The following is a 25080-nucleotide window of genomic DNA, read 5'->3' as shown; positions in this document are numbered from 1 at the left end:
CACTTTCACTCCCCCTCTACGTACGACTGAGGTCATACATGTCCCCCTCGGCCACCGCTCCGGTCGATGCCAGTCAGCCCGCGGCTCCGCAGCCACAAGGCGGCCTGGATCGTTTCTTCAAGATCTCCGAGCGGGGGTCGTCGGTTGCACGCGAGATCCGCGGCGGATTCGCTACGTTCTTCGCAATGGCGTACATCATCGTGCTGAACCCGATCATTCTCGGCAGCGCCAAGGACATGTACGGCCATCAGCTCGACGGCGGCCAGCTGGTCACCGCCACCGTGCTGACCGCCGCGTTCTCCACGCTCCTGATGGGCGTCATCGGCAACGTGCCGATCGCGCTGGCGGCCGGCCTCGGCGTCAACACCGTCGTGGCCCTCCAGCTCGCCCCCCGGATGAGCTGGCCGGACGCGATGGGCATGGTCGTCCTCGCGGGCATCGTGGTGATGCTGCTGGTCGCGACCGGACTGCGGGAACGCGTGATGCACGCCGTGCCGACCTCGCTCCGCAAGGGCATCGCGATCGGCATCGGCCTCTTCATCCTGCTGATCGGCCTGGTCGACTCGGGCTTCGTCTCCCGCGTCCCGGACGCCGCGCACACCACCGTGCCGCTCCAGCTCGGCAGTGACGGCCACCTCAACGGCTGGCCGGTCCTGGTCTTCATCCTCGGCGCGCTGCTCACCCTCGCGCTGATCGTCCGCAAGGTGCCGGGCGCGATCCTGATCTCCATCGTCGCGATGACGGTCCTCGCGATGATCATCGACGCGATCGCCGATCTGCCGGGCCAGGCATGGGGGCTGACCGTCCCGCAGTGGCCGGGCAATCCGGTCGCCACCCCGGACTTCGGGCTGATCGGCAAGGTCAGTCTGTTCGGCGGCTTCGACAAGGTCGGTGTGCTCACCGGCGTCCTGTTCGTCTTCACCGTGCTGCTGTCCTGCTTCTTCGACGCGATGGGCACCATCCTCGGTGTCGGCGACGAGGCGAAGCTGACGGACAAGGACGGCAACTTCCCCGGCATCAACAAGGTGCTGTTCGTGGACGGCATCGCGGTCGCCGCGGGCGGTGCGAGCTCCGCCTCCGCGGGCACCTGCTTCGTGGAGTCCACGGCGGGTGTCGGCGAGGGTGCCCGCACCGGCTTCGCGAGCATCGTGACGGGCCTGCTGTTCACGGTGGCGCTGTTCCTGACGCCGCTGGCGACCATGGTCCCGTCGCAGGCGGCCACCCCCGCGCTGCTGGCGGTGGGCTTCCTGATCATCTCGGGCTCGGTGCGGGACATCGACTGGAGCGACTACACGCTCGCCATCCCGGCCTTCCTCGCCATGCTGATGATGCCGTTCACGTACTCGATCACCAACGGCATCGGCATCGGCTTCATCGCCTTCTCCGTGCTGCGGGTGGTGGCCGGACGCTGGCGCGAGGTGCCGGTGCCCATGTACGTGGTGTCGGCGGTCTTCGTCTTCTACTACGCGATGCCGGCCCTCGGCCTCACGTGACCTCTTCGGCCCTGATCCCCGTGGTCCCCTCGGGGCCGTAGAACCTCTCCGTCTCGTCGACGGCCGCCTTGAAGCGCTCGTCGAAGTCATCGCGAATGAGCGTCCGGACGACATAGTCCTGGACGCTCATTCCGCGTTTGGCGGCATGCTGCCGGAGCCGGTCGAGCAGCTCACCGTCTATCCGCAGGCTGAGCACAGTCGATCCCATGGCAAGCAGGGTTACGGCCCAGTGGGTCGTTTCGCGTCACTTTACGGATCCAACTCACTCGTTCGGGTGATCGATTGGGTGAAGTGCCTCTCGCGCGTGTAACACGAATGGTCTTTAGGGTAGGTAATGAGTTACGCTAATAAACATGCCTGACCTGATCCACGACGGCGACAGTGCGGCCGCCGTGAGCTCCCTTCGCTCCGCCGTGATGCTGCTCAGTCGGCGCCTCAAGCACCAGCGCGTCGACGAGTCGCTGAGCCCCACCGAGATGTCGGTGCTCGGCACGCTCGCCAGGTGCGGCTCGGCCACACCGGGCGAGCTGGCCCGCAAGGAGCATGTGCAGCCTCCGTCGATGACTCGCATCGTCGCGCTGCTGGAAGCGAAGGGGCTGGTCAGACTGGAACCGCACCCCGATGACCGTCGCCAGAAGGTGGTCAGCCAGACCGAGCAGGCGGAAGCCATGCTCGAAGAGAGCCGCTCCAAGCGGAACGCCTGGCTGACCGCCCTCGCCGAGGGCCTGGACGAGGACGAGTGGGCGACGCTCCGCAAGGCGGCGCCCGTGCTGGAGAAGCTCGCCCACCTGTAGCGGGGCGGAGCCGCGCCGGACCACAGCCGGCGCACCGCCCGCACCGCCGCACCCCGTCAGTCAGCGAAACGTATACGCCCGAGGAGGCGAACCCTTTTGAGTACGGGATCCGGAGCAGACTCCGCCCCCGCACCGACTTCCACCCACGAGAGCAAGCCCGGCGGGACCTTCTCGTCGCTGAAGATCCGTAACTACCGCCTGTTCGCCACGGGCGCCGTGATCTCCAACACCGGTACCTGGATGTCCCGCATCACGCAGGACTGGCTCGTCCTGAGCCTCACCGGGTCCGCCACCGCCGTCGGCATCACCACGGCCCTCCAGTTCCTTCCGATGCTTCTGTTCGGCCTCTACGGCGGTGTCATCGCGGACCGTCTCCCGAAGCGGAAGCTGCTCCTCGTCAGCCAGGCGGCACTCGGCCTCTGCGGGATCGCCCTCGCGGTGCTCACGCTCTCCGGTGTGGTCCAGGTGTGGCACGTCTACCTCATCGCGTTCCTGCTCGGCATGGTGACGGTGGTCGACAACCCGGCCCGCCAGTCGTTCGTGTCCGAGATGGTCGGACCCGCCCAGCTGCGCAACGCGGTCAGTCTCAACTCGGCGAACTTCCAGTCCGCCCGGCTCATCGGCCCGGCCGTCGCCGGTGTCCTGATCACCACGGTCGGCAGCGGCTGGGCCTTCATGTTCAACGGCCTGTCCTTCGCCGCCCCGCTCGTCGGCCTGCTGATGATGCGTACGAGCGAGCTGCACAAGACCACCGTCGTACCGCGCGCCAAGGGACAGCTGCGGGAGGGCCTGCGCTACGTCTCCGGCCACCCCGAGCTGATCTGGCCGATCGTCCTGGTCGGCTTCGTCGGCACGTTCGGGTTCAACTTCCCGATCTGGCTCACGGCCTTCGCGGACGAGATCTTCCACGGCGGCGCCGGGATGTACTCGTTCTTCAACATCCTCATGGCGGCCGGTTCCCTCGCCGGTGCCCTGCTCGCCGCCCGCCGCCGCTCCTCCCGGCTGCGGATGCTGGTGGCCGCGGGCACGGCGTTCGGTCTGCTGGAGATCATCGCGTCGCTGTCGCCGTCCGTCTGGCTCTTCGCGATCCTGCTGGTCCCGATCGGCATGATCGGCCTGACGACCAACATCAGCGCGAACACGAGCGTCCAGATGGCCGCCGACCCGGCCATGCGCGGCCGGGTCATGAGCCTGTACATGATGGTCTTCGCCGGTGGTACGCCGGTGGGCGCCCCGATCGTCGGCTGGATCAGCGACGCCTACGGGGTCCGTACGGGCATGGCCGTCGGCGGCGCGTTCTCGCTGGTGGCCGCGCTCGGCGTCGGCCTGATGCTGGCCCGCGTCGGAGGCCTGCGCCTCCGCGTCGACCTGCGGCCGGGCCGCCCGCATGTCCGGTTCGTCCCACGGGAGGAGCTGGCCACGGCGGCGTGAGCGCCGTCCGACGAAGCGCATGTCACGGCCGAAGCACATGGGCACGGCCCCGACCGGTGAGCACCGGTCGGGGCCGCCGTGTGTCGGGGAGCGTCAGTCGCGGGGGAAGTCGCCGGTCTCCAGAGCGAGGCCCACCACGGTCGAGGTGAGGTCGACCCGGGTGCCGAAGTCGAGGCTCAGCACGCTGCGGTACTCGTCTTCCTTCGGCAGCGTGTGGAGATGCCATGTACCGGTGTACGGGTCGACGATGAGATACACGGGCACACCGGCGGTGGCGTAGGTGGCCTTCTTCGATCCGTAGTCGTTGGCGGCGGTGCTCTTCGAGACCACCTCGGCCACGAACTCGATGTCCTGGTAGCGGCACCGGCCGTTGGTGTCCTCGGTGGCGCCGTCGGTCAATGCCACGACATCTGAGGCGAAACCGTTGAGCAGCCCCGGGAAGTCGATGCGCACATCGGACAGCAAGCGCTCCCGGGGGTACCTTGCGCGCAACTGCTCGATGATGTCGAGAATGATCCGCCAGTGTGTGCGCCGCTGCGGCGACATGTAGATGTTCCCCTCGACGATCTCGACCTTGAATCCCTCGGGGGTGGGCTCAAGCCACTCGAACATCATGTCCAGAGTGCGCTCGTCGCTGCTGTCGGCCATCTCGATCCTGTCGGTCTCTACGACGGTCATCGTGGCGCTCCTCCCCGCTGCCGCGCGGGCGCGGGCAGCCGCGTAGTACAACGATACGTACGGAGGCCGAGACACGCCGGTACGGTGCGACACTCGGCCCATGAGCCGTCTCAGACTCTTCGTTGCCGTGCTGCCGCCCGCCCCCGCCGTCGAGGAACTGCGCCGTGCCGCCGCCCCGCTGCACGCGCTGCCCGAGGCCGAGGGGCTTCGCTGGACCGATGTGTCCGGCTGGCACTACACGCTCGCCTTCCTCGGGCCCGTGGACGAGGAGCTGCTGCCCGAACTGGAGGAGCGCCTCGCACGGGCCGCCCACCGCACCGACCCCTTCCCGCTCCGCATCCACGGCGCCGGCCGGTTCGGCGGCCGGGCGCTCTGGGTGGGGGCCGCGGGCGCGCTCGACACGCTGCGGCTGCTCGCCGAGCGCGCCGACGCCGCCGCCCGCCGCACCGGCATTCCGATGGACGAGCACCGCCGCTACCACCCGCACCTCACCCTCGCCCGCAGCCGGCGCGCCGAGGTCGACCTGCGGCCCTGCGTCGAGGCGCTCGGAAGCTTCGAGGGCACCGGGTGGGAGGTCGGCGAGCTGGCCCTCGTACGCAGCGATCTGCCGGTCTCGGGGGTGCCGGGCGAGCGGCCCGGGTACGAGGTGGTCGCATCCTGGTCGCTGGGGCACTGAGACCGGCGGTTAGGCTCGAAGGGTGGATCCGAAGACCAGAAACCGCATCATGGCGGCCGTGCTCGTGCTGATGTTCGTCGTCGTCGCCGTGGCGGCCGCCGTCGGGGCGTGACGCGGCCGGGGCCCCGGGCCGCCCCCTCAGAGCCTGTCGGGTGACCTCTGATCGGGCGGCCACGCCCTGGCACGCACGCTTCCGGCGTTGCCGAAATGCCCTAGTAGCTCCTTCCCCGAACTCTCAACTTCGTTCGAGCAGGGGAGGCCCCATCCGAGGCCATCCCGGCGCCTTGGAATCGCACGTACCATGCCGCGTCCGCTCTCCGATCGAAGGTCACCCGACAGGCTCTCAGTGACCGTGCCGCAGCCGGCGGACCCGGCGGCGAAGGCCCCGCAGGAGCCCGTCGCATCCGGCCGCACACCCCTCCTCAGTCGGCGAGGGCCCGCGCGGTCTCCTCGGCGAACGCCTCCGGGTTGTCCAGCATGATGTTGTGCCCGCACTCCGGGACCGCCACCACCCGTACCCCCTGCTCGACGAGCGCCTCCTCGCCGGGCAGCGGCCCGTCGCTCTGCGGCCGCAGGAAGGTGCGCGGAATCTTCAGGTCGAGCAGCAGTTCACGCATCGTCGGCGTCGTCCCGCGGGCGAGCTGCACCGCGCTGCGGTGCAGCGCCTCGCGGCCCGCCAGGCGCATGGTCGCCCACCAGTGCGGCCCCACCCGGTCACGTACCTCGGCCCAGCCGTGCGCCAGGAACTCCTCTTCCGAGTACGCCGCGATGCCGCTGCTGCCCGGCCGCGCGGGCCCGGGGGCGACCGGGTCCAGATTGGCGTCGACCAGGACCAGCCGGGCCACCAGGCGCGGATGGCGCGCCGCGAGCACGATGGCCACCGCGCCGCCCATGCTGTGCGCGATCACGTCCGTGTCGTACGCGCCGGCCGCCTCCAGCGCCGCCGCCACCGCGTCGGCGTGCTCCTCCAGCGTGTAGCCGAAATCCGTGGGGCGGTCGCTGATCCCGAAGCCCAGCAGGTCCATGAGCAGCGTCCGGCCACCGGCCAGCAGGGGATGGGTGGCGCTCGCGGTGAAGTACGGGCCGGACGAGGCCCCGAGCCCGTGCAGGCAGACCCGGGTACGGGTACTGCCGGGCAGGCCGGGCAGCTCCACCCACCTGATGCGCGCGCCGTCGGCCGTCACCCGGGCGTTGTGCATGTCTTCCTCCTCGTCGCCAACCATCGGGGCAACTATACATCGGCATCGATGTATAACAATCGTCGGAGAGGATACGCACATGCTGGAACTGGCCATCCTTGGATTTCTGCACGAGCAACCGCTGCACGGCTACGAGCTGAAGCGCCGGGTCGCTCACCTCACCGGGCACGTCCGCCCCATCGCGGACGGCACGCTGTACCCGGCGATCAAGCGCCTGGAGCGCGCCGGATGGCTGGAGCGCCGCACCGAACCCGGCAGCAGGGCCGCTCCCCGTCACACCCTCACCCTGACCGGCCCGGGGCGCGAGGAGCTGCGGCGACGCCTGCGGGAGGCCGACGAGGTGGACATCAGCGACGAGAACCGCTGGTTCACGGTCCTCGCCTTCCTGCGTCATCTGCCGTCCCCGGCCGAGCAGGCGGACGTGCTGCGGCGCCGGCTCGCGTTCCTGGAGGAGCCGAGCAGCTTCTTCTACGAGGGGGAGCGGCCGCTCGGCGCCGAGTCGTTCGACGACCCGTTCCGGCGGGGGCTGCTGAGGATCGCCCGCGCGACCAGCGAGGCGGAGCTGAGCTGGCTCGGGGAGACGCTGAAGGAGCTGGACGCGCCCTGAGAGCCTGTCGGGTGACCTCCGACCGGGCGGCCACGCCCTGGCACGCACGCTTCCCGCGTTGTCGTCGGTCGCCAACGCTCCGCGTCGACTCCCTCCTCCGCCTTGGAATCGCACGCACCAGACCGCGTCCGCTACCCGATCCGAGGTCACCCGACAGGCTCTGAGCCGAGCGCCCTTCGCGGACACACGGAAACGGGCCGTCGCCGCCCTCGCCCCCTGCGGGGACGGGACGGCGACGGCCCGGTGGTCCGTCAGGCGGTCCTCACCAGGCGAACGCCTCCGGCGAAGGCCCCGGACCCGGGAAGATCTCGTCCAGCGAGGCCAGCAGTTCCGCGGAGAGATCGAGCTCCAGCGCCCGCAGCGCCGAGTCCAGCTGCTCCCGGTTGCGCGGTCCGACGATCGGCCCCGTCACCCCGGGGCGGGTGAGCAGCCAGGCCAGACCGACCTCGCCCGGCTCCAGGCCCTGCTTGTCGAGCAGATCCTCGTACGCCTGGATCTTCCCGCGCAGCGCCGCGTCCTTCAGCGCGTCCGCGCTGCGGCCGGAGGCCGAGCGTCCGGCCGTGCCCTCGCGCTCCTTCTTCAGCACGCCGCCCAGCAGTCCGCCGTGCAGCGGGGACCACGGGATGACACCGAGGCCGTACTCCTGCGCGGCCGGGATGACCTCCATCTCGGCGCGGCGCTCCATCAGGTTGTAGATGCACTGCTCGCTGACCAGGCCCAACGAGCCCCGCCGGGCGGCCAGTTCATTGGCCTGGGCGATCTTGTAACCGGCGAAGTTCGACGAACCGGCGTAGAGGATCTTGCCCTGCTGCACCAGGACGTCGATCGCCTGCCAGATCTCCTCGAAGGGGGTGTTCCGGTCGACGTGGTGGAACTGGTAGAGATCGATGTAGTCCGTCTGGAGCCGCTTCAGCGAGGCATCGACGGAGCGCCGGATGTTCACGGCGGAGAGCTTGTCGTGGTTGGGCCAGGCCTCGCCGTCGGCGCCCATGTTCCCGTACATCTTGGTGGCCAGGACCACCTTGTCGCGGCGTTCGCCGCCCTGGGCGAACCAGGTGCCGATGATCTCCTCGGTGCGGCCCTTGTTCTCGCCCCAGCCGTACACATTCGCGGTGTCGAAGAAGTTCAGACCCGTGTCCAGCGCCGCGTCCATGATGGCGTGGCTGTCCACCTCATTGGTCTGCGGGCCGAAGTTCATGGTGCCGAGGACGAGGCGGCTGACCTTGAGTCCGGTGCGTCCGAGCTGCGTGTACTCCATGGACACCAAGCCAACGCCTTCGAGTCCGCTCGAAGCAAGGGCGACCGGCGCCGCCCCGCCGGGGCGTAGCCTGGCTGCCGTGAATTCCGTACCACACATTCTAACCGTACTCGACGATCTGCTCCGCGACGCGAGCCGTGACGATCGCGGCGCGCTGTGGCAACTGGCCGAGCAGGGCCGGGAGTTGGATGCCAACCTGGTACGCCTGCCGCCCGGCGGCGAGGTCGGTGCGCACCAGGAGGACGTCCTGGACGTCCTCCTGGTCGTCGTTGCGGGCCATGGCCGGATCGACGCGGGGAGCGGCTCGCTGGAGTTGGCGCCCACCACCGTCGCCTGGCTGCCCCGGACCTCCCGCCGCTCCCTCGCCGCCGGCCCGGACGGCCTCACCTGCCTGACCGTCCACCGTCGCCGCCCCGGCCTGACCATCAAGTCCTCGGCCGCCCCCGCCCTGTCGTACGAGGGCGGCGAGGCCCCCTGCCTGCTGGACCGGGTCTGCCCGGCGTGCGGCCGGCTCTCGCAGGACCCGGAGCCGGTGTTCTGCAGCCGGTGCGGGGAGCGGTTCGCCGAAGGGTGAGCGCGGACTGCCGTGAGGGTGGCCGGGAGCGGTCGTGGGGTGACCGAATCCCAAGTGCTGTGGACCGCTGAGAATATGACCGAGCGTCTAGTCTGTTGCTCCATGTAGTCCACAGGGGGTCGCATGCACAGCGAGGGTACGGCCGGTCGCGATTCGGACCACGGGCAAGGCGACGGATCCCCCCGCAGGGCCGACGGCGGGCGGGCGGGCGGCTTCCCCCGGAGCGATTCGACCGAGCACGCGCAGGCGTGGCCGGACACGCATCCGACGCCGGAGTCCTCACCGTCGCCGGACCGGGCGGCGACTCCCGCACCGCACCACGTGATCGACGGCCGTTACGAGCTCCTGCACAGCCTCGGACGCGGTGGCATGGGCGAGGTCTGGGAGGCGCTGGACACCCGCCTGGACCGCCACGTCGCGGTGAAGGGCCTGCTCGGCCGGGACGCCATCGGCGCGGCCACGCAGGAGCAGATGATGCAGCGGGCCCGACGGGAGGCCGCGGCCATCGCCAAGATCAGGCACCCGAACGTGGTGGCGGTGCACGACCGGGTCGAGTCCGGCAACCAGGTCTGGATCGTGATGGACCTGCTCAACGCGCGTTCGCTGGCGGACCTGATGCGCGAGGAGCGGCGGCTCCCGTTGCGGCGGACGGCCGCGATCGGCCTCCAGGTGCTGGGCGGGTTGCGGGCGGTCCACGAGGCGCGGGTGGTCCACCGCGACGTGAAGCCCGCCAACATCCTTTTCGCCAAGGACGACTTCGCGATCCTGGCGGACTTCGGCATCGCGACCTTCGACGGCGCCGTCCCGCTCACCAGGGCCGGTGAACTCATCGGCACCTTCAAGTACCTGGCGCCCGAACTGCTCGGCCAGACCTCGCAGGAGAGCGCCGCGACACCCGCGTCCGACCTGTGGTCGCTGGGCGTCACGCTGTACGAGATGGTCGAGGGCAGGCACCCCTTCGACCGGCCGAACGAATACGAGGTCCTGGTCGCCGCCTGCCAGTCCGACCCCCTTCCGATGGAGCACGGCGGGGACCTGGCCGAGGTCGTGGGCCGGCTGATGCACAAGGACCCGCGCCGGCGCCTGAGCGCCGAGAGCGCGGAGGAGATGCTGCGGAAGATCCTCCGTGATTCGGCGGCGAAGCCGGACCCCGTACCCGAGCCTGTGCCGCCGCCCGCCCCCGTACGTCCCCAGGCACCGCCTCCGCCGCCCCCGCCGCCCCAGGTGCCGAGGAAGCGCGTCCCGGGCTGGCAGAAGGTCTCGGCGGCCGTGGTGTGCGGGGCCCTGCTGGCCGGTCTCGGATGGTTCGCCGCGGACCGGATGCGGGGGGACGGTGAGGCGGACGCGGGCGCCCGGTCCGGCCAGGGTTCCGAACCGGAGTCGTACATCAAGACGCACCCGATCCTGAAGGTGGGCGTCAAGGCCGATCAGCCCGGACTGAGCGAGAAGACCAAGGACGGCAAGTACCGCGGGTACGAGATCGACGTGGCCTATGCCATCGCGCACGACATGGGCTACAGCCGCGACCGGGTCGCCTTCGAGCCCGTGAGCAGCGAGAACCGGAGCACGATACTGCAGAAGGGCGATGTGGATCTGGTCATCGCCACCTACAGCATCACGCCGGAGCGCAAGCACGCGAAGCCGCCCGACTACAGTGTCGCGTTCGCCGGCCCGTACTACGTGGCCAGCCGGAGCTTCATGGTCCGCAAGAAGGCGAAGAGGGTGTCGATCGACGACTCCAGGATGCTGCGGAAGAAGCAGTTCGAAGTGTGTACCGCGAGGAGTTCGACGTACGAGACATGGCTGCCCAGGGCGGGCTACAACATGACGGGTTCGCTGCCGAACGGCTACGACAGGTGCGTGCGCGACCTGTTGGACCCGACGTCGTCGGTCTACGCGGTGAGCACGGACGACGTCATCCTCGCCGGGTTCGTCAAGAACAACCCCTCCGAGCTGAAGCGGCTGGACAGCGGTCCGGGCGCGGAGGGCTACGGCGTCGCCATGAATCCGGACGCGAAGGGGCTGAAGCGGGAGGTGTGTTCATCGCTGAAGAAGATCATGACCGACGGGGTCTGGGAGCGGCTGTACGCCGGCCACCTCGCCCCGCTGCTGAACAGGTCGAACCCGCCGAACAAGCCGAAGCTGGAGGAATGCCAGTCCTGACGGCTACCGCGCCCAGGCGGCCGCGTACGAGGACGATCCGCCCCATACCCCGTGGCGCGAACGCGTCGCAGCACTCGCGGCGGAGGCGGACGGGCCCGCGACCTGACCGTGCCCGGTAGCCTCACGCCATGGGGCTCGACATCACGGTGATGATCGCCGACTGGTCATGGCTGGGCGAAGTGCCCGAGCGCGAGCGGCTGTTGCGGTTGAGGAATGCCTGGTACGCCGACGAGACGGGCCTGTGGGACCACGATGCCCCGGTGATCGAGGGTGATTGGGAGTGGCCGAAGGGGCCGAACGGCGCCTTCTTCGCGCTCTACGAGTTCCTGCACACCCTCGGCTCGTACAAGCCGCACTTCTGGGCCACGCACTACTGGGAGCGCGTCCGCGACCACGCCGATCCGGTGTTGCGGGCCGGGCTGGACGCCTTCCTGCTCGGGCTGATCTGGGGTGGCATGGACGGCGAGTCGGGGGAGACGGATGGGGACTTCTTCTCCGACGACCCGAAAGTCGCGTACGGCCTGCTGGTGGCACGGTCACCGGACAGTGTCCGGGAGCTGGCCGCGACCTGGGAAGGCATACGGCCACGGCTCGACGGCTTGCGCGAGGCCTTCACCGTGTACTCCGCCATCCCCGACGGCCGGGGCGGCGACTTCGACGCGTTCGCCCTCCTGCTGGCGGAGTGGGGACGCATCCTTGCCGAGGCCGCCCGGCGGGGCTGGGGTGTCGTGGGGCTGAGCGAGTAGGGGGCGGTCGATCGGGCAGGGACGGCGGCTGCGCCGACCAGGACGATGAGCACCGCTCAGACAAAGAAATCCTCGGCGTCGGGGTCGGATATGCCCATTAGAAACCGGGAGAAGGCATCCATTTCATCCTCCCCCAAGAAGTATCCTCCGGTGTGGTGGAGATGGAAGAAGCGCCCTTTCCGGTCGACCAGGAGAATTCCGTACTCGGAAGACTCGTAGCCAATAGGGAAAAGCTCTGTGCCCAGGTTGAATGCTAATTCTTGAATAAGTCTCGCGTCGCCGTCATATCCAAGTGTCGGCTTCATGATCCAGGAGAAGTCGTGTGTTCTTGGGTGATTGAGGCGGAGTGAGCCGTAAGTGTGGATAACGCGCACTGCGGCCGGTACGGGCGACATGGTGATTCCTTGTCGCTGGGCGTCTTGTACCCGGACCTGGATGAGTTCATCGGCTTGCTCGCCGATGTCGCGACCTGGGAACCAGCCGTTTTGGGTCAACCAGTCGAGCACCTCTGGGGCTGGTTGCGCCGGAGGGTGACTCATTTCGGAATCGGCCCCTTCGATGCCTGCGGTCAACTTCTCCGCCATCCCCGAGGCGGTGCGTTCGGCGAGGCGGTGACCAGTTCTCCGTCAGGACATTACCTGCGTGCCCAACCTCTGCAGCAGCAGTCGGCAGACCTCGCACGGTTCGGTGGTCTTGCCGTGATCGGGGTGTCCTTGGCCGCGGATCATCTTGGAGATGATGGCGGATCCCGCGAAGTGCGGCGCGGCTTCGTCGAGGGTGGTCGTGCGGCCGTCACTCCGTGCGGAGTCGAGCCCCCACAACTGGTCCGATACCAGGGCCGATTCGGCGCAGCGCCCGGTGAACGGCTTGCGCACGTCGGCCGGCAGCGATTCGGCGAATGACCAGATGGCCGGATGGAGATTGGCGGCGCCTTCCCCGACCAGGCTGGTGTGGCTCACCACCTGGCCGCCGATCAGCAGGGAAGAGGCTACGGCAGGGAATTGCTCAGACAAAGAAGTCCTCCACGTCCGGAGTGTCAGCGTTGGTGATGAATCGAGAGAATGCATCGTACTCATCTTCGCCGAGGAAATATCCACCTGTGTGGTGAAGAAGAAACCACCGGCCGATTTCATCCACCAGGATGATTCCGAACTCTGACGATTCGAACCCCACTGGAAAGAGTGGCACACCCAGGCCGGACGCAATTTCTGCAATCAATCGAGCATCGCCGTCATATCCGCCTGTCGGCTCCATCTCGAATGAGGAATGCGATGCTCTTGGATGCGTCAAATCCAGAAGCCCGTACGTGTGGATAACACTAACGGCCGCATCCACGGCTTTGAGCGGAAACCCCTGCGCCTCTGCGTCCTGAAGTCTCACTTGGATAAGATCTCGCGCCGAATCACCGATGTCTCGCCCAGGAAACCAGCCATGTCGAGTCAGCCAATCGAGTACTTCTGTGGTTGGTCGAGTCGGAGGCATGGTGCGTTTCCTGTTCTGTGGGTGGATCTTTAAGCGTGTACGCGAATTCCGAGCTGAGGTAGGACATGCGTACAAGTGTCACACGGGGGCAGGAAGTCGCCGTGTCGTCCTCGTACTTCTCCTGTCTTCTTCATGACGAAATCTCCGATGCGTCTGGTGTGCATAATGCCTCCTTCCAGAGCCTGGCGAGCATCAGCGACTGTGCGGATACTTGTCCCAGTTGGGTCAAGTTGGCTCAGCCGGTCACTGATCAGCGAGATCTCGGCACACTTCCCGTGGCCATTACCCTTCTTCTCGATGATGCCCGCCTTGGCGTCGTCGTCAATTTGCTTGAGTATGCCGTCCAGCACTTTGTGTGTGTGCGGAACAGTTTGCCCGTGCATTTTAGTGGTGCTGGAGTGGGCTGTGATCGTGTTGTCGTGGAGGAAGCTTCCGGCACAGCCGGAATCGAGTTGGTTCTGGCCGGGGTGCGCCGCTCCGGGAGGGGCGTCGAGGGCGTCGTCGGCGAGAGCGGATGCTTCCCGTTCCAGAACAGGAAGCTGATCCTTCAGGGGAAGGTGCGAGACGTCCAGGGCCGGGCGCCGGTAGTGACGCATCTTGTCCGCGCTCTGGCCGTGCCAGTCGGGCTGAGGTTCCAGGGGCTTGCCGTGCGGCTCGTTGCCGGGGCCGTCGCCGCCGGGGTGATCCGGACCGTCGGGGCCGTCAGGGCCGTGCGGGCCGTCGGGGTCGTGGGGGACGCCGTCGTCGTGGGGAAGCGCGTCGTCGGACCCGTGGTGCGGGGCGCCCTCGTCCGTGCCGTGGTGCACGGCGTCGTCGGCATGACTGTTCGGCGTGTGGTCGCTGTGGTGGGGCGGCGTCGGGTCGTGCGGTCCCCCCGGCCCGTCGCCGTGTCCGCCGGTGTGGTTGTTGGTGGGTGGTTCGTGGCCGGCGGTGGGGTGGTGGCCGAGGTCGTCGGCGTGGCTGCCGGGGAGGTGGTCGCCCACTCCTGCGCCCGGGAGGTGGTTGCCTGCGTTTCCGCCCGGGAGGTGGTTGCCCGCGTGGCCGCCGGGGAGGTGGTCGCCGGTGTGGCTGGCGGGGAGGTCGTCGCCGATGCGGCCGGTGTCGGCGAGGTCGCTGCCGAGGTGGGTGATGTTGTCGCCCGCGTTGGCGCCGGCGTGCGCGACGTTGTCCGCGGTGTGGGCGCCCACGCCGACCAGGGCCGGTTCCTTGACCGGGGTGTTGGTGTGCGGGGTGTCGGTGTGGGGGACGTCGGGTGAGGGCTCGACGGGTGCGTCCTCGGCTTTCTGGACGATGTCGCCGTGTTCGTCGAGGAGGTTGCCGTCGTGGTCGAAGTACTGGACGGGGACGTCGGTGTGGGTGGGGAGTTTGGTGGTGTTCTCGGGCAGGAGGGGGGCGTCGTCGGGGAACTTGATGTTGCCGTCGGGGAGTTTGACGCCGCCCTCGGGGATCGGGGCGCCGTCGGGGAGGTGGACGGTGCCGTCGGGAAGCTTGAGGGAGCCCTCGGGCAGGGTGATCGCGTCGTCGGGGAGTTTGGGGATCTCGATGTTGCCGATGCCCTTGAGGCCCTTGGTGATGTCACCGATCTTCGACAGGCCCGCACCGGCGCCCTTGGCGATGTAGGTCATCGGGTCGATGACCTTGCCGGCCTTGCCCGCGACGGACAGCACCTTCGCGACCGCTCCGGCCTTCCCGGCTCCCGCGGCGGCACCGCCGGCGCCCCCGGTGAACACGGTCGTCAGGACGTTGAACGTGACGGCCCCGGCCGCCCGGCCGGGGTTCTTGCCCCACTCGTCCCACGCGACCAGGGCCTTGCCGGTCTCCTTCATCGCGGTGCGCGAGTCACGCAGCCAGGAGGGGAGTTTGTCGTCGGGCAGCGTCCAGAACAGGGTCGAGGCGCCGGGGATCGCGCTGATCGCGAGGCCGGTCGCGAGCTGGGCCAGGCCCTTCCAGGCCTGCCCCATCGCGTCCCAGCCACCGAACCCGACGAGGGTGCCCAGGCCCTTGATGGTGCCCCAGATCCCGTCGACGATCAGCCCGTCCCACACGAACGACTTGACCCAGTGACCGACCTCGTACCAGTGGTGCTTCTCCTCGACCGGGTCGCCCCAGGGAAGTTTCGCGTTCTTCAGATCGTCCGCGTCGAACCCGTACTGGTCCTTGCGCTCGGACCCGTCCCCGGCGACCATCTGCGTCCCGCCGAACAACGCGGTGATCTTGTTGTGACAGGTCCGCTCCGCCGCCCAGAACGCCGCGACCGTCGCGGTGATGTCGTCGCGGAGCTGATTGTGCTCCTCGACCTTGTCCCCGTCGTACTCCCAGTCGTCGTCGTCCTTGTTGTCGTTCACGAACGTCGTCGCGTCCGCCTTCAGCCGCGTGAGCTTCGTGACCAGCGGACGGATCTCCGCCGCATAGTCCGACAACGACGAAGCGACCTTCTCCAGATCGTCCGCGAACCCGTCCGCCCGGTCCTGCACCGGCTTCGTCGACGCGAACAACCGCTCCGCCTCAGGAGCCTTGTAATACGCCGACAACGCCTGGAAATGCGTATGGACCGACGAACCGGTGTCCCGGACATGACCCGCATCCGCCGTCAGACTCGCATGATCCTTCTCCAGCTGACCCAGATCACCCGTGTACTGCGGAATCGCCTCGGGCTTGATCACCGCGACTGCACCCCCGGCCTCTTCGGATCCAGATCCACCGCACCCAACGCCTTGCGCTGCGCCTCGGCGGCCATGTCCAGGTCACCGTTCAGGTACGCGGTCGTGGCGTCCACCGCACCGGTCAGGGACTTCCCCGCCCGCGCCGCGATGAACTTCAGATCCGGAGTGGTGTGCTCCGCGAACTGCGACAACGCCAACGCGACCAGACCACCCACGGCCTGCTCCCCGCCCTTGCCACCGCCACCGCCGGCGCCGCCCTCGGCGGTGATCGTGCCCGCACTCGACGCCGCCGACGACAGATGATCCCCGTACGACGTCGCGTACGTCTGAATCTTCGACGCGACCTCACCCGTCGTCTTCAGCACACCCTGAATACCCTGCGGCTTCAGATCCCACCCAGTCACCGGCACACCCCCGTGAACCAATCAATCAATGACAGCCGATCAGGAACAACTCAGCCGATGTTGTCGACCGCAGCCTTCGCGCGCGTGATCGTGTGCTGCGCCGTGCCGTCGTTCTTCTCCAGCGTCGTCTTCAGCAGCTGGATGATGTTCTTGACCTCCTGCGAGGAACGGTTCCACCGCAGTTCCTTGCCGTGGTACTCGTCCGCCACACCATCGGCCGCGAAGTCCGCCATCGCCGCCTTCACCTGACCGTCCCGCGCCGCGATCACTTCCTCCAGACGCCCGATCACCACCTGGATGTTGCCCTGCGCGTCCGCGGACGCACCGATGTCGTACGAACGACGGTCACCGTCACCAGCCACCAGAAACCCAACTCCCCGTTGTCACCGGCCGCCGAAGCGCGCCGCGTCGAAGTTCGCCGCCGACATCTGCTGCCGCGCGTTGTCACCCTGCTCCTGATCACCCGAACCGAACGCCTGCTCCATCCCCGACTGACCACCGAGAAGAGCCGAGAGCGAACCGTTCAACGCCGCCGTGATCTCGTCCGAACGACCCTTGAACGAATCGAACGCCGCACGGCCCGCACCGTTGAACTTCCCCTCCAACGGCGCCGCCGCCTGCAACAGCTGACGAATCAACGTACCCAGGTCATCACTCGACCCACGCGACTTCGACGACAGATTCGTCAGAACCTGCGCCCCCATGTCGAACTTCATGCCGGTTTCCCCCGTTCCATGCATGCGCTCACATCACATTGAGCTGAAGACCCTACCAACGGGCCCGGTGGTGCGTGGGTGCACCCTCCGATTCAAACATGTGGAGGTGCCCGGCGACGGCGGACATGATGGCGTCATGAACAATCGCGTACTTCCTGTACAGGCACTGGTCGTTGTGGACGTTCAGGCGGACGCGGTCGGCGGTGACCGGGCGGTGCCCGAGGCGGCCCGGCTCCTGGACCGGACGACGGATCTGATCGCTCGGGCACGCAGGGGCGGGGCGCTCGTCGTCCACGTACAGAACGACGGGCAGCCCGGAGCGGGGGACGAGCCGGGCACGCCCGGGTGGGAGCTCCACCACGCCGTCGAGGCCTCGCCCACGGAGGTCGTGATCCGCAAGACCAGGGACGACGGGTTCCACGGGACGCCCCTGGAGGGCCTGTTGACCGGGTCGGGGGTAGGGGCGCTCGCCATCTGCGGCGTGATGTCCGAGATGTGCGTACAGGCGACGGCCCGTACGGCGTTGGCGCTGGGGCACCGGGTCGTCATGCCGCACGACGCCCATGCGACGCACGACATCCCGGCCGCGCCCGGAATCAGCGACAGGATTCCGGCCGCCGCGGTCTCACGGGTCGCCGAATGGGCCCTCGGCAGCGAGGTGGAGGTCGTGGCGCGCGCCGCGGACGTGGCGTTCGCCGCCCTTCCCGCGCGGGCCCGCTGAATCGGCCGGATCGGGAACCGCGGCGCCCGGTCCTGTCGTCATCAGGCGCGCCACCACGCGCGGGCCACGCCGAGTGCCGTGCGGGCCGCGCCCCATACACGCAACTCAAAGGAGCAGCATGAGAGTTAACGGCAGCACGCGACCTCGCAGCGGCAGCCGGAGCAGCACCGTTTCCTCCTCGCGACGCAGCTCCCGTACGGCTCTCCTGAACGGCTCGAAGGCGGTGCTGGCCGTCGCACTCGTCCTGGGGGCGGCCACCGCCTGCAACAAGTCGTCGAGCGACGGGACCCACGCGGCCAAGGACTGGAAGGTCGGCGACTGCGCCGGGCCCGACAGCAGCGCGAAGGACGCCTACCAGCCCCTGGACTGCGGCGACTCCAAGGCGACGCTCAAGGCCCTGGAGATCAAGGACGGCGCCATCTTCTCCGATTCCATCCAGTGCCCGGCCGGCACGGACGCGATCATCTCGGTGAAGGTCTCCTTCGGTTCGGGTGGTGACGCCAAGTCCGGCATCCCCAGCAAGACCATCTGCGGCCGCAACCTGACCGGCGACCACCCCGGTGACGCCGGTGCGGGCGGCGGTCAGCTGGTGAAGGGCGACTGCGTGGACGACCAGGCCAAGGAGGTCGCCTGCGGCAGTGGGGGAAGCGGTGTGAGCAAGGTGCTCGACCTGACGAAGACGGCCGAGCAGTGCCCGGTCGGAAGCAAGCCGTTGGAGCTGTTCCCGAGCCCGGGGCGGCCGTACGACGCGATCTGCACCGGCAAGGCCTGACCGGCCGGCGCCGGCCGGTGCCACGCCCATGAACACACCGCGGCCGGTGAAGCCCACGCTTCACCGGCCGTGCGGTGTTCCGGAGGAATCGACGGGACCCGGGGCCGGGAACGCGAACCGTACGTCGGTCAGCCGTTCCGACAGCTCCCACAGGCGGCGTCCGGTCCCGGCATCCGCTGCCGCCGGGGCCAGCCGCACCCGGGTCGGCCCGCCGCGCAGCTCGGCCGGGCCGTCCGGCCCGATGAACTCACCGCCCCGCACGCCCGGGTGGGTGGCCGCGTACAGCTGCGGCAGTGCGCCGCGCGCCGGGGTCTGGGCGAGCGGGCGGAGCACGCGGCCGTACAGCAGCTTCACCAGGCCGACCGGCGCGCTCGTCTGCAGGTTGGTGGAGGTGTAGCCGGGGTGGGCGAGCAGGCTGAGCACCGGGCTGCCGGCCGCGGTCAGCCGCAGATGGAGTTCCCGGCCGAAGACGGCGTTGGCGAACTTCGACTGGTTGTAGAACCCCATCGGCGCGTACGAGCGCTCCCCGGAGAGGTCGTCGAAGAAGAGCCGCCCCTGCCGGTGATTGGGTGAACTCACTGTGACCACACGGGGATCGCGCCCGGCGGACAGCAGGTCGAGCAGCAGCCCGGTGAGCGCGAAGTGACCCAAGTGGTTGCAGGCGAACTGGAGTTCATGTCCCTGTGCGCTCAGCGACCGGGGCGGTGCCATCACCCCGGCGTTGTTGACGAGCACGTCCAGTCGTGGATGGTCGGCGCGCAGCCGGTCGGCGAAGGCCCGGACCGAGTCGAGGTCCGCCAGATCGAGACGTCGCACCTCCAGGTCGGTGTCCGGCTGCTCGGCGGCGATCTCCGCGGCCGCCCGGCGACCCTTCTCCTCGTCGCGTACGGCGAGGATCACATGTCCGCCCCGGAGGGCGAGCGCCCGGGTGGTCGCCAGCCCCAGGCCGCTGTTGGCTCCGGTGACGACGCACACCCGGCCGGTCTGGTCCGGGATCTGCTCGGTGGTCCATTGCTGTTGCCGTGTCATGTGACACACGTTGCCCTTAGTGGCACTCGGTGTCAAGAAGTCTCCCGGGTGCCACAAAAGGCATGGGGTTACCATGAGTGGGTGAGCTCCCGCCCCGAAGTGACCATGGCCCAGCGCAAACGCCGTCTCGTCTCTGGCGAGCTGACCGAAGCGGCGCTGCAACTGCTGGCGTCGAAAGGGTTCGACGCGGTCACCGTCGACGAGATCGTGACCGCCGCCGGTGTGTCCAAGCGGACGTTCTTCCGGTACTTCGCGTCCAAGGAGGACGTGGTCGTCCAGTTCCTGGCCGACATGGGCGCCGGTATGCGCGAGGAGCTGGCGGCCCGCCCGGCCGGGGAGCGCCCCTCGGTGGCGCTGCTGCGCGCCGTCTCCGTCTCCCTCGCCGCCTGCGCTCACCCCGACTACTCCGAACGGGCGCTGCGCGTGGTCCAGCTGATCCTGCGTACGCCCGCCCTGCGGGCACGCTTCATGGAGCGTCAGGCGCGGTGGCGCGAGGAGCTGACGGCGGAGCTGGCGCACCGGACGGGGCTCGGGTCCGATGCCGATCTGTACCCGCGACTGGCCGCCGGGATGGCGCTGACCGCCTTCGACGCGGTGCTGGAGCGGTGGAGCGCCGGCGACGGCGCCGAGGACCCCGTCGCGTTGCTGGACCGGGCCTTCGACGTGATCGCTCCGGCGCTGGACGCCGACGCGGGCCGGGGCGGCACCGCGGCTTCCTGACTCCCGCTTCGGCCGCCCGCCTCCCGTCGGTCAGACGCCCTCCCCGGCGGTCCGGCGGAACAGGGCCGTCCAGAGGAAGGGCTCGCCGAAGAGCGGGGAGTCGGACGGTTCGTCGTGCATCCGGCGGAGCTCGACCTCCGCCAGGTCCGAGAAGATCCGGCGCAACGACTCCGGCGTGTAGGCGAGGCCGCCCCGCAGCCCGCCCCGGTCGTAGAAGGCCTCGTCGGGGAGTTCGGAGCCCATGCCGCCCTCGCCGGACGCGAAGCAGGTGAGGGCGAAGCAGCCGCCGGGGGCGAGGACGCTGTCGAGAAGGGCGAGGTAGCTGATGCGGCGGTGCGGCGGCAGGTGGTGGAAGCAGCCGGAGTCGTAGACGAGGTCGTACGGGCCGGTCAGTTCCGTCGACGTGAGGGCGAAGACGTCGCCGCGGTGGAACCGTACGTCGGCCCCGGCCTCGCGGGCGCGGTCCTCGGCCCACGCGAGGGCCGAGGGGGACAGGTCCACCGCGTCGACCTCGAAGCCCAGGGACGCCAGATGGACGGCGTTGCGGCCCGGACCGCAGCCGAGCTCCAGGGCGCGGCCCGGGGTGATCAGCCCGCGGTCCGCGTACGAGGCGAGGTTCTCGTCCGGCTTCGCCACGAAGAACGGCACGGGCTTCTCCCGGTCCGCGTAGAAGCCGTCCCACCAGGAGCTCGCGTCGGCCGTCCACCGGTCGGCATCCCGTGCGAACAGGCCGTCCATGAGCCTCAGCACGTCATCCGTCGTGCGTATGTTCCGGTCCACGTGGACCCCCTTTCCACCGGGGGAAATCGTAGATCCGCGGGGCCCCGGGGCCCAGTTGGGAAGGTGCCGGCGAAACCTCTCGGGGCAGCGTGACGAGTGGGAGAGGACAGGGCCGAAGCCCCGGTCGTGCGGGCCTGCTTCGGGCGCCGGGGCACCCGCGCCGAGGCGTGAAGGGGCAGGTTTCGCGCCCCCCGACGGTGGTTTCTTGGGGAGTTCCGGAGGCGAGGGAGCCCCGGAGGTGATGGAGTCCGGGAGGTGAGCCGAGGGAGCGCGAGAGCCGCGAACGCCCCTCATACCAGCAACGGTTCGATGGGTAATCGGACTTGGCCGGGGTACCACCCTGCGCGGGCCGGAGTGCGTGGCGGACCCACCACCGACCGGGCGGAGCGGGGAGAGTGGGGGCAGCGGTACGGACGACGAAGGAGGACCGATGACGGGTGTCGTGGCGAGCCGGCGGAACGGGGCGGCCGGGCAGTCCATGGAGCTCCTGGGAGCACGGGACCGACTCCTGCGGGCAGGGCGCGAGTTGTTCGGCGCGTACGGGTACGCGCGCACGGGCGTCGAGGAGCTGTGCGCTCGGGCGAAGGTGCCCGTCCACGTCTTCCAGCAGGAGTTCCTCTCCCGGGAGGTGCTGCTGATGGCGCTGTACGACGAGGTGGCGACCTACGGGCTGCGCGCTGCCGAGAACGCCCTGATGGCGGAGGGCATGGAGGACTGCCCGACGTCGGAACGGGTCCGGCTGCTCTTCGAGGCCTACGTGAAGGCGGTCACCGAGGACCGGTGCGCGGCCCGGGTGGCCTTCGTCGAGGTGCTCGGGGTGAGCCGCGAGGTGGACAGGCACCTGGCGACCTGGCGGGCGATGTGGATCGAGTTCCTGACGTCCGAGGCCGAGCGTGCCGTGCGCCGGGGCGAGGCGGTGGCGAGCGACCACACGGTGACCGTCACGGTGCTGAACCACGCGGTGGACGAGCTCATGGCCCACCACGGCCGCAGGCCCCGCCAGGTCGACGCCGAGTGGCTGACCGACGAGCTGACCCGGCTCTCGCTGGCCATGATCCTGTCGTCCTGACGCGTCCGGTCGCCGGCACGGCAAATAATGAGGAGATGGAAGACGGCGCGGAGCACGCGGAACGACCGGACGACGACGAGATCACGACGGTCCTGACAGGCGTCGGCCCGCGCCTGCGGGCCCTGCGCCAGGAACGCGGCACGACCCTGGCGCAGCTCGCCGAGGCGACCGGGATCTCCCTCAGCACCCTCTCGCGCCTGGAGTCGGGCGGCCGCAAGCCCACGCTCGAACTGCTGCTGCCGCTGGCCAAGGCGTACGGGGTGCAACTGGACGAACTGGTCGGCGCCCCGGCCACCGGCGACCCGCGCATCCACTTCCGCCCCTTCACCCGCGACGGCATGACGTTCGTACCACTCACCCGGCACCTCGGCGGACTGCACGCGTACAAGCAGATCCTGCCCGGCGGCCGTGGGTCCACGGGGCCGCTGGAGCAGCGGGTGCACGAGGGATACGAGTGGCTGTACGTGCTGGCGGGGCGGTTGCGGCTGCTGCTGGGGGAGCACGATCTGGTGCTCACGGCCGGCGAGGTCGCCGAGTTCGACACGCGTACGCCGCACGCCTGGGCCAGCGCCGGGCCCGATCCGGTCGAATTCCTCAGCCTGTTCGGGCAGCAGGGGGAGCGGATGCACGTGAGGGCCCGGCCTTCCTCGGAGCGGTGAGCCGCCCCGACCCCGGGCTCGGAGCCGGAGGTCCGGCGACCGGTGAACTCCGCCGGGGCGCGGCGCGTCCGGTCACGGGCGGGGCGTGTACGGGCCGCCCAGCCCCCACGCCTGATGCATCGCGTCGGCGAACGCGCCCGCCAGCGCGTGCTCGCCGGTGGGACCGGGGTGCGTTCCGTCGTACGTGTCCTCGTGGATGTCGTACCCCGGGGGGCGGGAGGCCAGCAGGACCGGGGACATCGGGTCGTCGAGGTCGGCGACGGCCTTCGCCAGCAGTTCGTTGAAGCGGTCGCACTCGGCGGCGAACGGGGCGTCCGACTCGGCCCGGATGTTCGGTATCACGGGCATGAGGACCATCTTGACGTGCGGGTTCGCGGTGCGCGCCGCCGCGATGAACGCCCTTGCGTTCAGGGCGGTCTGTGCGCTGTCCGTGTAGAACCCGAGGTCTATCAGGCCGAGCGAGACGAGCAGGACGTCCGTGCGGTGTCCGGCCACCGTGCCGGCGATCACCGGGGCCATGTGCAGCCAGCCCTCGCCCCAGCCGGCCAGGTGGGTGCGGGCCCCGGCGGGGAAGTCCGGCGCGCCGTACGCGTGACTGACCGGGGCGCCCGCCGCCGTGTCGTACAGCGTGCTGCGCGGCCCGACGATCGCGAACGGCTCACCGAGGGCGGCGGTGAGGTGCTGCCACATCCGGTAGCGCCAGGTGAAGTCGCCGGCGCAGCCGATGGTCATGGAATCGCCGACAAACGTGAACCGCATGGCGTCATCATCGCGGATCACTCCTGCCGCCTGCGACGTGACGATGGACACTTGTGCCATGCGTTCGTACCTGACTGTGTCCGGAGCCGCCGCGCTGCTCCTCCTCGCCGGGTCGGCTCCGGCCGTGGGCGACGACGGAGCCGACCGGAGCTTCACGATCGAGGACCCCCGGATCACCGAGTCCAGCGGCCTCGCCGCGAGCCGCGCCCACCCCGGCATCTACTGGACGCACAACGACAGCGACGACGGGCCGTACGTCTACGCCGTCGACTCCCGGACCGGGAAGACCGTCGCGACCATCACCATGAAAGGGGTGGGCGAGCCCCGCGACGTGGAGGCGATCTCGCTGGGACCCGACGGCAACCTGTACGTCGGTGACATCGGCGACAACCTGAACGGCAGCTGGGACCACGTCTGGATCTACCGCTTCCCGGAGCCGAAGCAGCTGAAGGACGCGACGGTCGGCGCCACCCAGTTCGACGTGAAGTACGCGGACGGCCCGCGCAACGCCGAGGCGTTGATGGTCCACCCCACGACCGGGCGCGTCTACATCGCGTCGAAGAACGAGGACGGCGGCGGGCTGTACGAGGGCCCGGCGAAGCTGACCACCGGAGCCACCAACGTCTTCCGGCGGGTGGGCGAGGTGCCGTGGGTGACGGACGGGGCGTTCTCGCCGGACGGCAAGGAGCTGGTGCTGCGCTCGTACTTCAGCGCCCGTGGTTACGTCTTCGAGAACGGCAGGCTCGGCGCCGACCATGCGGTCCGGGCGCCGATCCAGCGGCAGGCCGAATCCGTGACGTACACGGCGGACGGCTCGGCGCTGATGTTCGGCTCGGAGGGGGAGCAGAGCGACGTGGAACGGGTGGACGTGGACAGCGGCAGCGGGTCGCCGTCCCGGGGCGGCGACGCGTCGGCCTCGTCCGCCGGAGCGGGGAGCGGGGGCACCGGGGATGTGAAGGGGACGACCCTGACCGGTGTGCTCGTGCTGGCCGGCATCGGCTTCCTGGTGTTCATGGGGCGTCGGCGGAAGGGGAACTGAGGACGCCGCGACCCGGCGCACACCGGGGCGCGCGTAGGGTCGGGGCCCTATGGAGAGCCAAATGAACCTTGCGCCCGAACCGTTCGCCACCGCACGGCTGGACGTACTGCCGCTGCGGGTCGCGTACGCGGACGAGATGGCGGCGGTGCTCGACGACCCGGCCCTGCACACGTACACCGGGGGCGCCCCGGAGACCGCCGACGAGCTGAGGGCCCGCTACGGACGCCAGACCGCCGGTTCGCCGGACCCCGGGGTGCGGTGGTGGAACTGGGTGCTGCGGGTACGGGGCGAGGGCCGCCTGGCCGGATACGTCCAGGCGACGGTGGACGTGCCGGGCGCGGAGGCGGAGATCGCCTGGGTGGTCGGGACGCGGTGGCAGGGGCGCGGGTACGCGAAGGAGGCCGCGGCAGGGCTGGTGGCGCACCTGCTGGCGGCGGGGCCGGGGGCGGTGCGTACCGTCCTCGCCCACATCCATCCGGACCACGACGCCTCCGCCGCCGTGGCCGGTGCGGCGGGGCTGGCACCGACGGAGCAGTGGTGCGAGGGCGAACGGCGCTGGGAGCGGGGCGCGGGAGAGGACTGACCCGCCGTTGTCAGTGGCCGGTGCGAGAGTGGCACACGTACGGACAGCACTTGCGGAGGGGACCT

Annotated in this window: 29 protein-coding genes; 15 read left to right on the top strand and 14 right to left on the bottom strand. The window is 69.5% G+C overall.

Features of this window, described 5'->3' with window-relative positions:
- Window positions 1-38 precede the first annotated feature (38 nt).
- On the top strand, window positions 39-1493 hold the full coding sequence (locus OG611_RS05055; RefSeq protein WP_266415939.1) for an NCS2 family permease: 1455 nt from the start codon (window positions 39-41) through the stop codon (window positions 1491-1493).
- On the opposite strand, the gene OG611_RS05050 is transcribed toward OG611_RS05055, so the two are convergent.
- Window positions 1486-1701 (bottom strand): ribbon-helix-helix protein, CopG family, encoded by a 216-nt coding sequence (locus OG611_RS05050; protein WP_266415937.1) that lies wholly within the window; start codon window positions 1699-1701, stop codon window positions 1486-1488. The two genes, OG611_RS05055 and OG611_RS05050, sit on opposite strands and share 8 nt — an antisense overlap.
- Before the next feature lie 145 nt (window positions 1702-1846).
- Here OG611_RS05050 and OG611_RS05045 point away from each other — a divergent pair, with 145 nt between their 5' ends.
- Both OG611_RS05045 and OG611_RS05040 read left to right on the top strand, forming a co-directional pair.
- Window positions 1847-2287 carry a MarR family winged helix-turn-helix transcriptional regulator gene (locus OG611_RS05045; RefSeq protein WP_266415935.1) on the top strand — a complete coding sequence of 147 codons (441 nt, stop codon included), beginning with the start codon at window positions 1847-1849 and terminating at the stop codon, window positions 2285-2287.
- A 96-nt stretch (window positions 2288-2383) separates the two neighbouring features.
- The gene (locus tag OG611_RS05040; protein ID WP_266415933.1) at window positions 2384-3718 is read left to right on the top strand and encodes an MFS transporter; all 1335 of its coding nucleotides are present in this window, start codon (window positions 2384-2386) and stop codon (window positions 3716-3718) included.
- A gap of 93 nt (window positions 3719-3811) precedes the next feature.
- On the opposite strand, the gene OG611_RS05035 is transcribed toward OG611_RS05040, so the two are convergent.
- A complete protein-coding gene (locus tag OG611_RS05035) occupies window positions 3812-4396 on the bottom strand; it encodes a Uma2 family endonuclease (RefSeq protein WP_266415931.1) in 585 nt (194 codons plus the stop codon).
- 100 nt (window positions 4397-4496) lie between these two features.
- On the opposite strand from OG611_RS05035, the gene thpR reads away from it, so the two are divergent.
- Window positions 4497-5072, top strand: coding sequence for an RNA 2',3'-cyclic phosphodiesterase (thpR, locus tag OG611_RS05030; protein ID WP_266415929.1), 576 nt, complete (start codon window positions 4497-4499; stop codon window positions 5070-5072).
- A gap of 422 nt (window positions 5073-5494) precedes the next feature.
- Here the strand turns inward: thpR and OG611_RS05025 are convergent, their stop codons facing one another.
- The gene (locus OG611_RS05025) at window positions 5495-6271 is read right to left on the bottom strand and encodes an alpha/beta fold hydrolase (RefSeq protein WP_266425544.1); all 777 of its coding nucleotides are present in this window, start codon (window positions 6269-6271) and stop codon (window positions 5495-5497) included.
- Window positions 6272-6350: 79 nt separating this feature from the next.
- Between OG611_RS05025 and OG611_RS05020 the strand changes: the two genes are divergently transcribed.
- The gene (locus OG611_RS05020; RefSeq protein WP_266415927.1) at window positions 6351-6878 is read left to right on the top strand and encodes a PadR family transcriptional regulator; all 528 of its coding nucleotides are present in this window, start codon (window positions 6351-6353) and stop codon (window positions 6876-6878) included.
- 262 nt (window positions 6879-7140) lie between these two features.
- Here the strand turns inward: OG611_RS05020 and OG611_RS05015 are convergent, their stop codons facing one another.
- On the bottom strand, window positions 7141-8136 hold the full coding sequence (locus OG611_RS05015; protein WP_266415924.1) for an aldo/keto reductase: 996 nt from the start codon (window positions 8134-8136) through the stop codon (window positions 7141-7143).
- A 79-nt stretch (window positions 8137-8215) separates the two neighbouring features.
- Between OG611_RS05015 and OG611_RS05010 the strand changes: the two genes are divergently transcribed.
- The 3 genes from OG611_RS05010 to OG611_RS05000 all read left to right on the top strand — a co-directional run bounded on the left by OG611_RS05010 (window position 8216) and on the right by OG611_RS05000 (window position 11619).
- On the top strand, window positions 8216-8710 hold the full coding sequence (locus tag OG611_RS05010) for a hypothetical protein (protein WP_266415922.1): 495 nt from the start codon (window positions 8216-8218) through the stop codon (window positions 8708-8710).
- 123 nt (window positions 8711-8833) lie between these two features.
- Window positions 8834-10873: a serine/threonine-protein kinase gene (locus OG611_RS05005; protein ID WP_266415920.1), complete on the top strand. Its 2040-nt coding sequence runs from the start codon at window positions 8834-8836 to the stop codon at window positions 10871-10873.
- Window positions 10874-11001: 128 nt separating this feature from the next.
- Window positions 11002-11619 (top strand): hypothetical protein, encoded by a 618-nt coding sequence (locus OG611_RS05000; RefSeq protein ID WP_266415918.1) that lies wholly within the window; start codon window positions 11002-11004, stop codon window positions 11617-11619.
- A gap of 56 nt (window positions 11620-11675) precedes the next feature.
- On the opposite strand, the gene OG611_RS04995 is transcribed toward OG611_RS05000, so the two are convergent.
- Genes OG611_RS04995 through OG611_RS04965 form a run of 7 tightly spaced genes read right to left on the bottom strand, consistent with a single transcriptional unit; the run spans window position 11676 to window position 16884 of the window.
- Complete coding sequence (locus OG611_RS04995) at window positions 11676-12203, bottom strand: SUKH-3 domain-containing protein (RefSeq protein WP_266415915.1); 528 nt, start codon at window positions 12201-12203, stop codon at window positions 11676-11678.
- A gap of 42 nt (window positions 12204-12245) precedes the next feature.
- The gene (locus tag OG611_RS04990; RefSeq protein WP_266425541.1) at window positions 12246-12686 is read right to left on the bottom strand and encodes a YwqJ-related putative deaminase; all 441 of its coding nucleotides are present in this window, start codon (window positions 12684-12686) and stop codon (window positions 12246-12248) included.
- Window positions 12625-13101, bottom strand: a complete 477-nt coding sequence (locus OG611_RS04985) for an SUKH-3 domain-containing protein (protein ID WP_266415913.1) — start codon at window positions 13099-13101, stop codon at window positions 12625-12627. The genes OG611_RS04990 and OG611_RS04985 overlap by 62 nt, the downstream gene beginning before the upstream one ends.
- 29 nt (window positions 13102-13130) lie before the next feature.
- Complete coding sequence (locus OG611_RS04980; RefSeq protein ID WP_266415911.1) at window positions 13131-15764, bottom strand: YwqJ-related putative deaminase; 2634 nt, start codon at window positions 15762-15764, stop codon at window positions 13131-13133.
- Window positions 15761-16168, bottom strand: a complete 408-nt coding sequence (locus tag OG611_RS04975) for a DUF6507 family protein (protein WP_266415909.1) — start codon at window positions 16166-16168, stop codon at window positions 15761-15763. Before OG611_RS04975 ends, OG611_RS04980 begins: the two co-directional genes overlap by 4 nt.
- 50 nt (window positions 16169-16218) lie before the next feature.
- A complete protein-coding gene (locus tag OG611_RS04970) occupies window positions 16219-16530 on the bottom strand; it encodes a pore-forming ESAT-6 family protein (protein ID WP_266415907.1) in 312 nt (103 codons plus the stop codon).
- 21 nt (window positions 16531-16551) lie between these two features.
- Window positions 16552-16884 (bottom strand): hypothetical protein, encoded by a 333-nt coding sequence (locus tag OG611_RS04965; protein ID WP_266415905.1) that lies wholly within the window; start codon window positions 16882-16884, stop codon window positions 16552-16554.
- A gap of 136 nt (window positions 16885-17020) precedes the next feature.
- Here OG611_RS04965 and OG611_RS04960 point away from each other — a divergent pair, with 136 nt between their 5' ends.
- Both OG611_RS04960 and OG611_RS04955 read left to right on the top strand, forming a co-directional pair.
- The gene (locus OG611_RS04960) at window positions 17021-17605 is read left to right on the top strand and encodes an isochorismatase family protein (protein ID WP_266415903.1); all 585 of its coding nucleotides are present in this window, start codon (window positions 17021-17023) and stop codon (window positions 17603-17605) included.
- A gap of 118 nt (window positions 17606-17723) precedes the next feature.
- On the top strand, window positions 17724-18377 hold the full coding sequence (locus tag OG611_RS04955) for a hypothetical protein (protein ID WP_266415901.1): 654 nt from the start codon (window positions 17724-17726) through the stop codon (window positions 18375-18377).
- Window positions 18378-18437: 60 nt separating this feature from the next.
- Here OG611_RS04955 and OG611_RS04950 read toward each other — a convergent pair whose 3' ends face one another.
- Window positions 18438-19406: an oxidoreductase gene (locus OG611_RS04950; protein WP_266415898.1), complete on the bottom strand. Its 969-nt coding sequence runs from the start codon at window positions 19404-19406 to the stop codon at window positions 18438-18440.
- Between the two features lie 105 nt (window positions 19407-19511).
- Between OG611_RS04950 and OG611_RS04945 the strand changes: the two genes are divergently transcribed.
- A complete protein-coding gene (locus OG611_RS04945) occupies window positions 19512-20126 on the top strand; it encodes a TetR family transcriptional regulator (protein ID WP_266425539.1) in 615 nt (204 codons plus the stop codon).
- A gap of 30 nt (window positions 20127-20156) precedes the next feature.
- On the opposite strand, the gene OG611_RS04940 is transcribed toward OG611_RS04945, so the two are convergent.
- The gene (locus OG611_RS04940; protein WP_266415896.1) at window positions 20157-20906 is read right to left on the bottom strand and encodes a class I SAM-dependent methyltransferase; all 750 of its coding nucleotides are present in this window, start codon (window positions 20904-20906) and stop codon (window positions 20157-20159) included.
- Window positions 20907-21384: 478 nt separating this feature from the next.
- Here OG611_RS04940 and OG611_RS04935 point away from each other — a divergent pair, with 478 nt between their 5' ends.
- Together OG611_RS04935 and OG611_RS04930 are read left to right on the top strand one after the other, a co-directional pair.
- Window positions 21385-21975 carry a TetR/AcrR family transcriptional regulator gene (locus tag OG611_RS04935; RefSeq protein ID WP_266425537.1) on the top strand — a complete coding sequence of 197 codons (591 nt, stop codon included), beginning with the start codon at window positions 21385-21387 and terminating at the stop codon, window positions 21973-21975.
- Between the two features lie 35 nt (window positions 21976-22010).
- The gene (locus OG611_RS04930; RefSeq protein ID WP_266415894.1) at window positions 22011-22634 is read left to right on the top strand and encodes a helix-turn-helix transcriptional regulator; all 624 of its coding nucleotides are present in this window, start codon (window positions 22011-22013) and stop codon (window positions 22632-22634) included.
- A 72-nt stretch (window positions 22635-22706) separates the two neighbouring features.
- Here the strand turns inward: OG611_RS04930 and OG611_RS04925 are convergent, their stop codons facing one another.
- Window positions 22707-23393: a GDSL-type esterase/lipase family protein gene (locus tag OG611_RS04925; protein ID WP_266415892.1), complete on the bottom strand. Its 687-nt coding sequence runs from the start codon at window positions 23391-23393 to the stop codon at window positions 22707-22709.
- A 58-nt stretch (window positions 23394-23451) separates the two neighbouring features.
- Between OG611_RS04925 and OG611_RS04920 the strand changes: the two genes are divergently transcribed.
- A complete protein-coding gene (locus OG611_RS04920) occupies window positions 23452-24432 on the top strand; it encodes a WD40 repeat domain-containing protein (RefSeq protein ID WP_266415890.1) in 981 nt (326 codons plus the stop codon).
- Window positions 24433-24493: 61 nt separating this feature from the next.
- Window positions 24494-25015, top strand: a complete 522-nt coding sequence (locus OG611_RS04915) for a GNAT family N-acetyltransferase (protein WP_266415888.1) — start codon at window positions 24494-24496, stop codon at window positions 25013-25015.
- Window positions 25016-25080: the final 65 nt, after the last annotated feature.

The organism is Streptomyces sp. NBC_01363 (genome assembly GCF_026340595.1).
Lineage (GTDB): Bacteria > Actinomycetota > Actinomycetes > Streptomycetales > Streptomycetaceae > Streptomyces.
Note: the sequence above shows the minus strand (reverse complement) of the source record. Positions and strands in the feature narration are given on the sequence as shown.

Bases quoted from the DNA above. Each gene is read 5' to 3' on its own strand.
- OG611_RS05055 (WP_266415939.1), top strand. From the start codon at position 39: ATGTCCCCCTCGGCCACCGCTCCGGTCGATGCCAGTCAGCCCGCGGCT.
- OG611_RS05050 (WP_266415937.1), bottom strand. From the start codon at position 1,701: ATGGGATCGACTGTGCTCAGCCTGCGGATAGACGGTGAGCTGCTCGAC.
- OG611_RS05045 (WP_266415935.1), top strand. From the start codon at position 1,847: ATGCCTGACCTGATCCACGACGGCGACAGTGCGGCCGCCGTGAGCTCC.
- OG611_RS05035 (WP_266415931.1), bottom strand. From the start codon at position 4,396: ATGACCGTCGTAGAGACCGACAGGATCGAGATGGCCGACAGCAGCGAC.
- thpR (WP_266415929.1), top strand. From the start codon at position 4,497: ATGAGCCGTCTCAGACTCTTCGTTGCCGTGCTGCCGCCCGCCCCCGCC.
- OG611_RS05025 (WP_266425544.1), bottom strand. From the start codon at position 6,271: ATGCACAACGCCCGGGTGACGGCCGACGGCGCGCGCATCAGGTGGGTG.
- OG611_RS05020 (WP_266415927.1), top strand. From the start codon at position 6,351: ATGCTGGAACTGGCCATCCTTGGATTTCTGCACGAGCAACCGCTGCAC.
- OG611_RS05015 (WP_266415924.1), bottom strand. From the start codon at position 8,136: ATGGAGTACACGCAGCTCGGACGCACCGGACTCAAGGTCAGCCGCCTC.
- OG611_RS05005 (WP_266415920.1), top strand. From the start codon at position 8,834: ATGCACAGCGAGGGTACGGCCGGTCGCGATTCGGACCACGGGCAAGGC.
- OG611_RS05000 (WP_266415918.1), top strand. From the start codon at position 11,002: ATGGGGCTCGACATCACGGTGATGATCGCCGACTGGTCATGGCTGGGC.
- OG611_RS04995 (WP_266415915.1), bottom strand. From the start codon at position 12,203: ATGGCGGAGAAGTTGACCGCAGGCATCGAAGGGGCCGATTCCGAAATG.
- OG611_RS04990 (WP_266425541.1), bottom strand. From the start codon at position 12,686: ATGCATTCTCTCGATTCATCACCAACGCTGACACTCCGGACGTGGAGG.
- OG611_RS04985 (WP_266415913.1), bottom strand. From the start codon at position 13,101: ATGCCTCCGACTCGACCAACCACAGAAGTACTCGATTGGCTGACTCGA.
- OG611_RS04965 (WP_266415905.1), bottom strand. From the start codon at position 16,884: ATGAAGTTCGACATGGGGGCGCAGGTTCTGACGAATCTGTCGTCGAAG.
- OG611_RS04960 (WP_266415903.1), top strand. From the start codon at position 17,021: ATGAACAATCGCGTACTTCCTGTACAGGCACTGGTCGTTGTGGACGTT.
- OG611_RS04955 (WP_266415901.1), top strand. From the start codon at position 17,724: ATGAGAGTTAACGGCAGCACGCGACCTCGCAGCGGCAGCCGGAGCAGC.
- OG611_RS04950 (WP_266415898.1), bottom strand. From the start codon at position 19,406: ATGACACGGCAACAGCAATGGACCACCGAGCAGATCCCGGACCAGACC.
- OG611_RS04945 (WP_266425539.1), top strand. From the start codon at position 19,512: ATGGCCCAGCGCAAACGCCGTCTCGTCTCTGGCGAGCTGACCGAAGCG.
- OG611_RS04935 (WP_266425537.1), top strand. From the start codon at position 21,385: ATGGAGCTCCTGGGAGCACGGGACCGACTCCTGCGGGCAGGGCGCGAG.
- OG611_RS04930 (WP_266415894.1), top strand. From the start codon at position 22,011: ATGGAAGACGGCGCGGAGCACGCGGAACGACCGGACGACGACGAGATC.
- OG611_RS04925 (WP_266415892.1), bottom strand. From the start codon at position 23,393: ATGCGGTTCACGTTTGTCGGCGATTCCATGACCATCGGCTGCGCCGGC.
- OG611_RS04920 (WP_266415890.1), top strand. From the start codon at position 23,452: ATGCGTTCGTACCTGACTGTGTCCGGAGCCGCCGCGCTGCTCCTCCTC.
- OG611_RS04915 (WP_266415888.1), top strand. From the start codon at position 24,494: ATGAACCTTGCGCCCGAACCGTTCGCCACCGCACGGCTGGACGTACTG.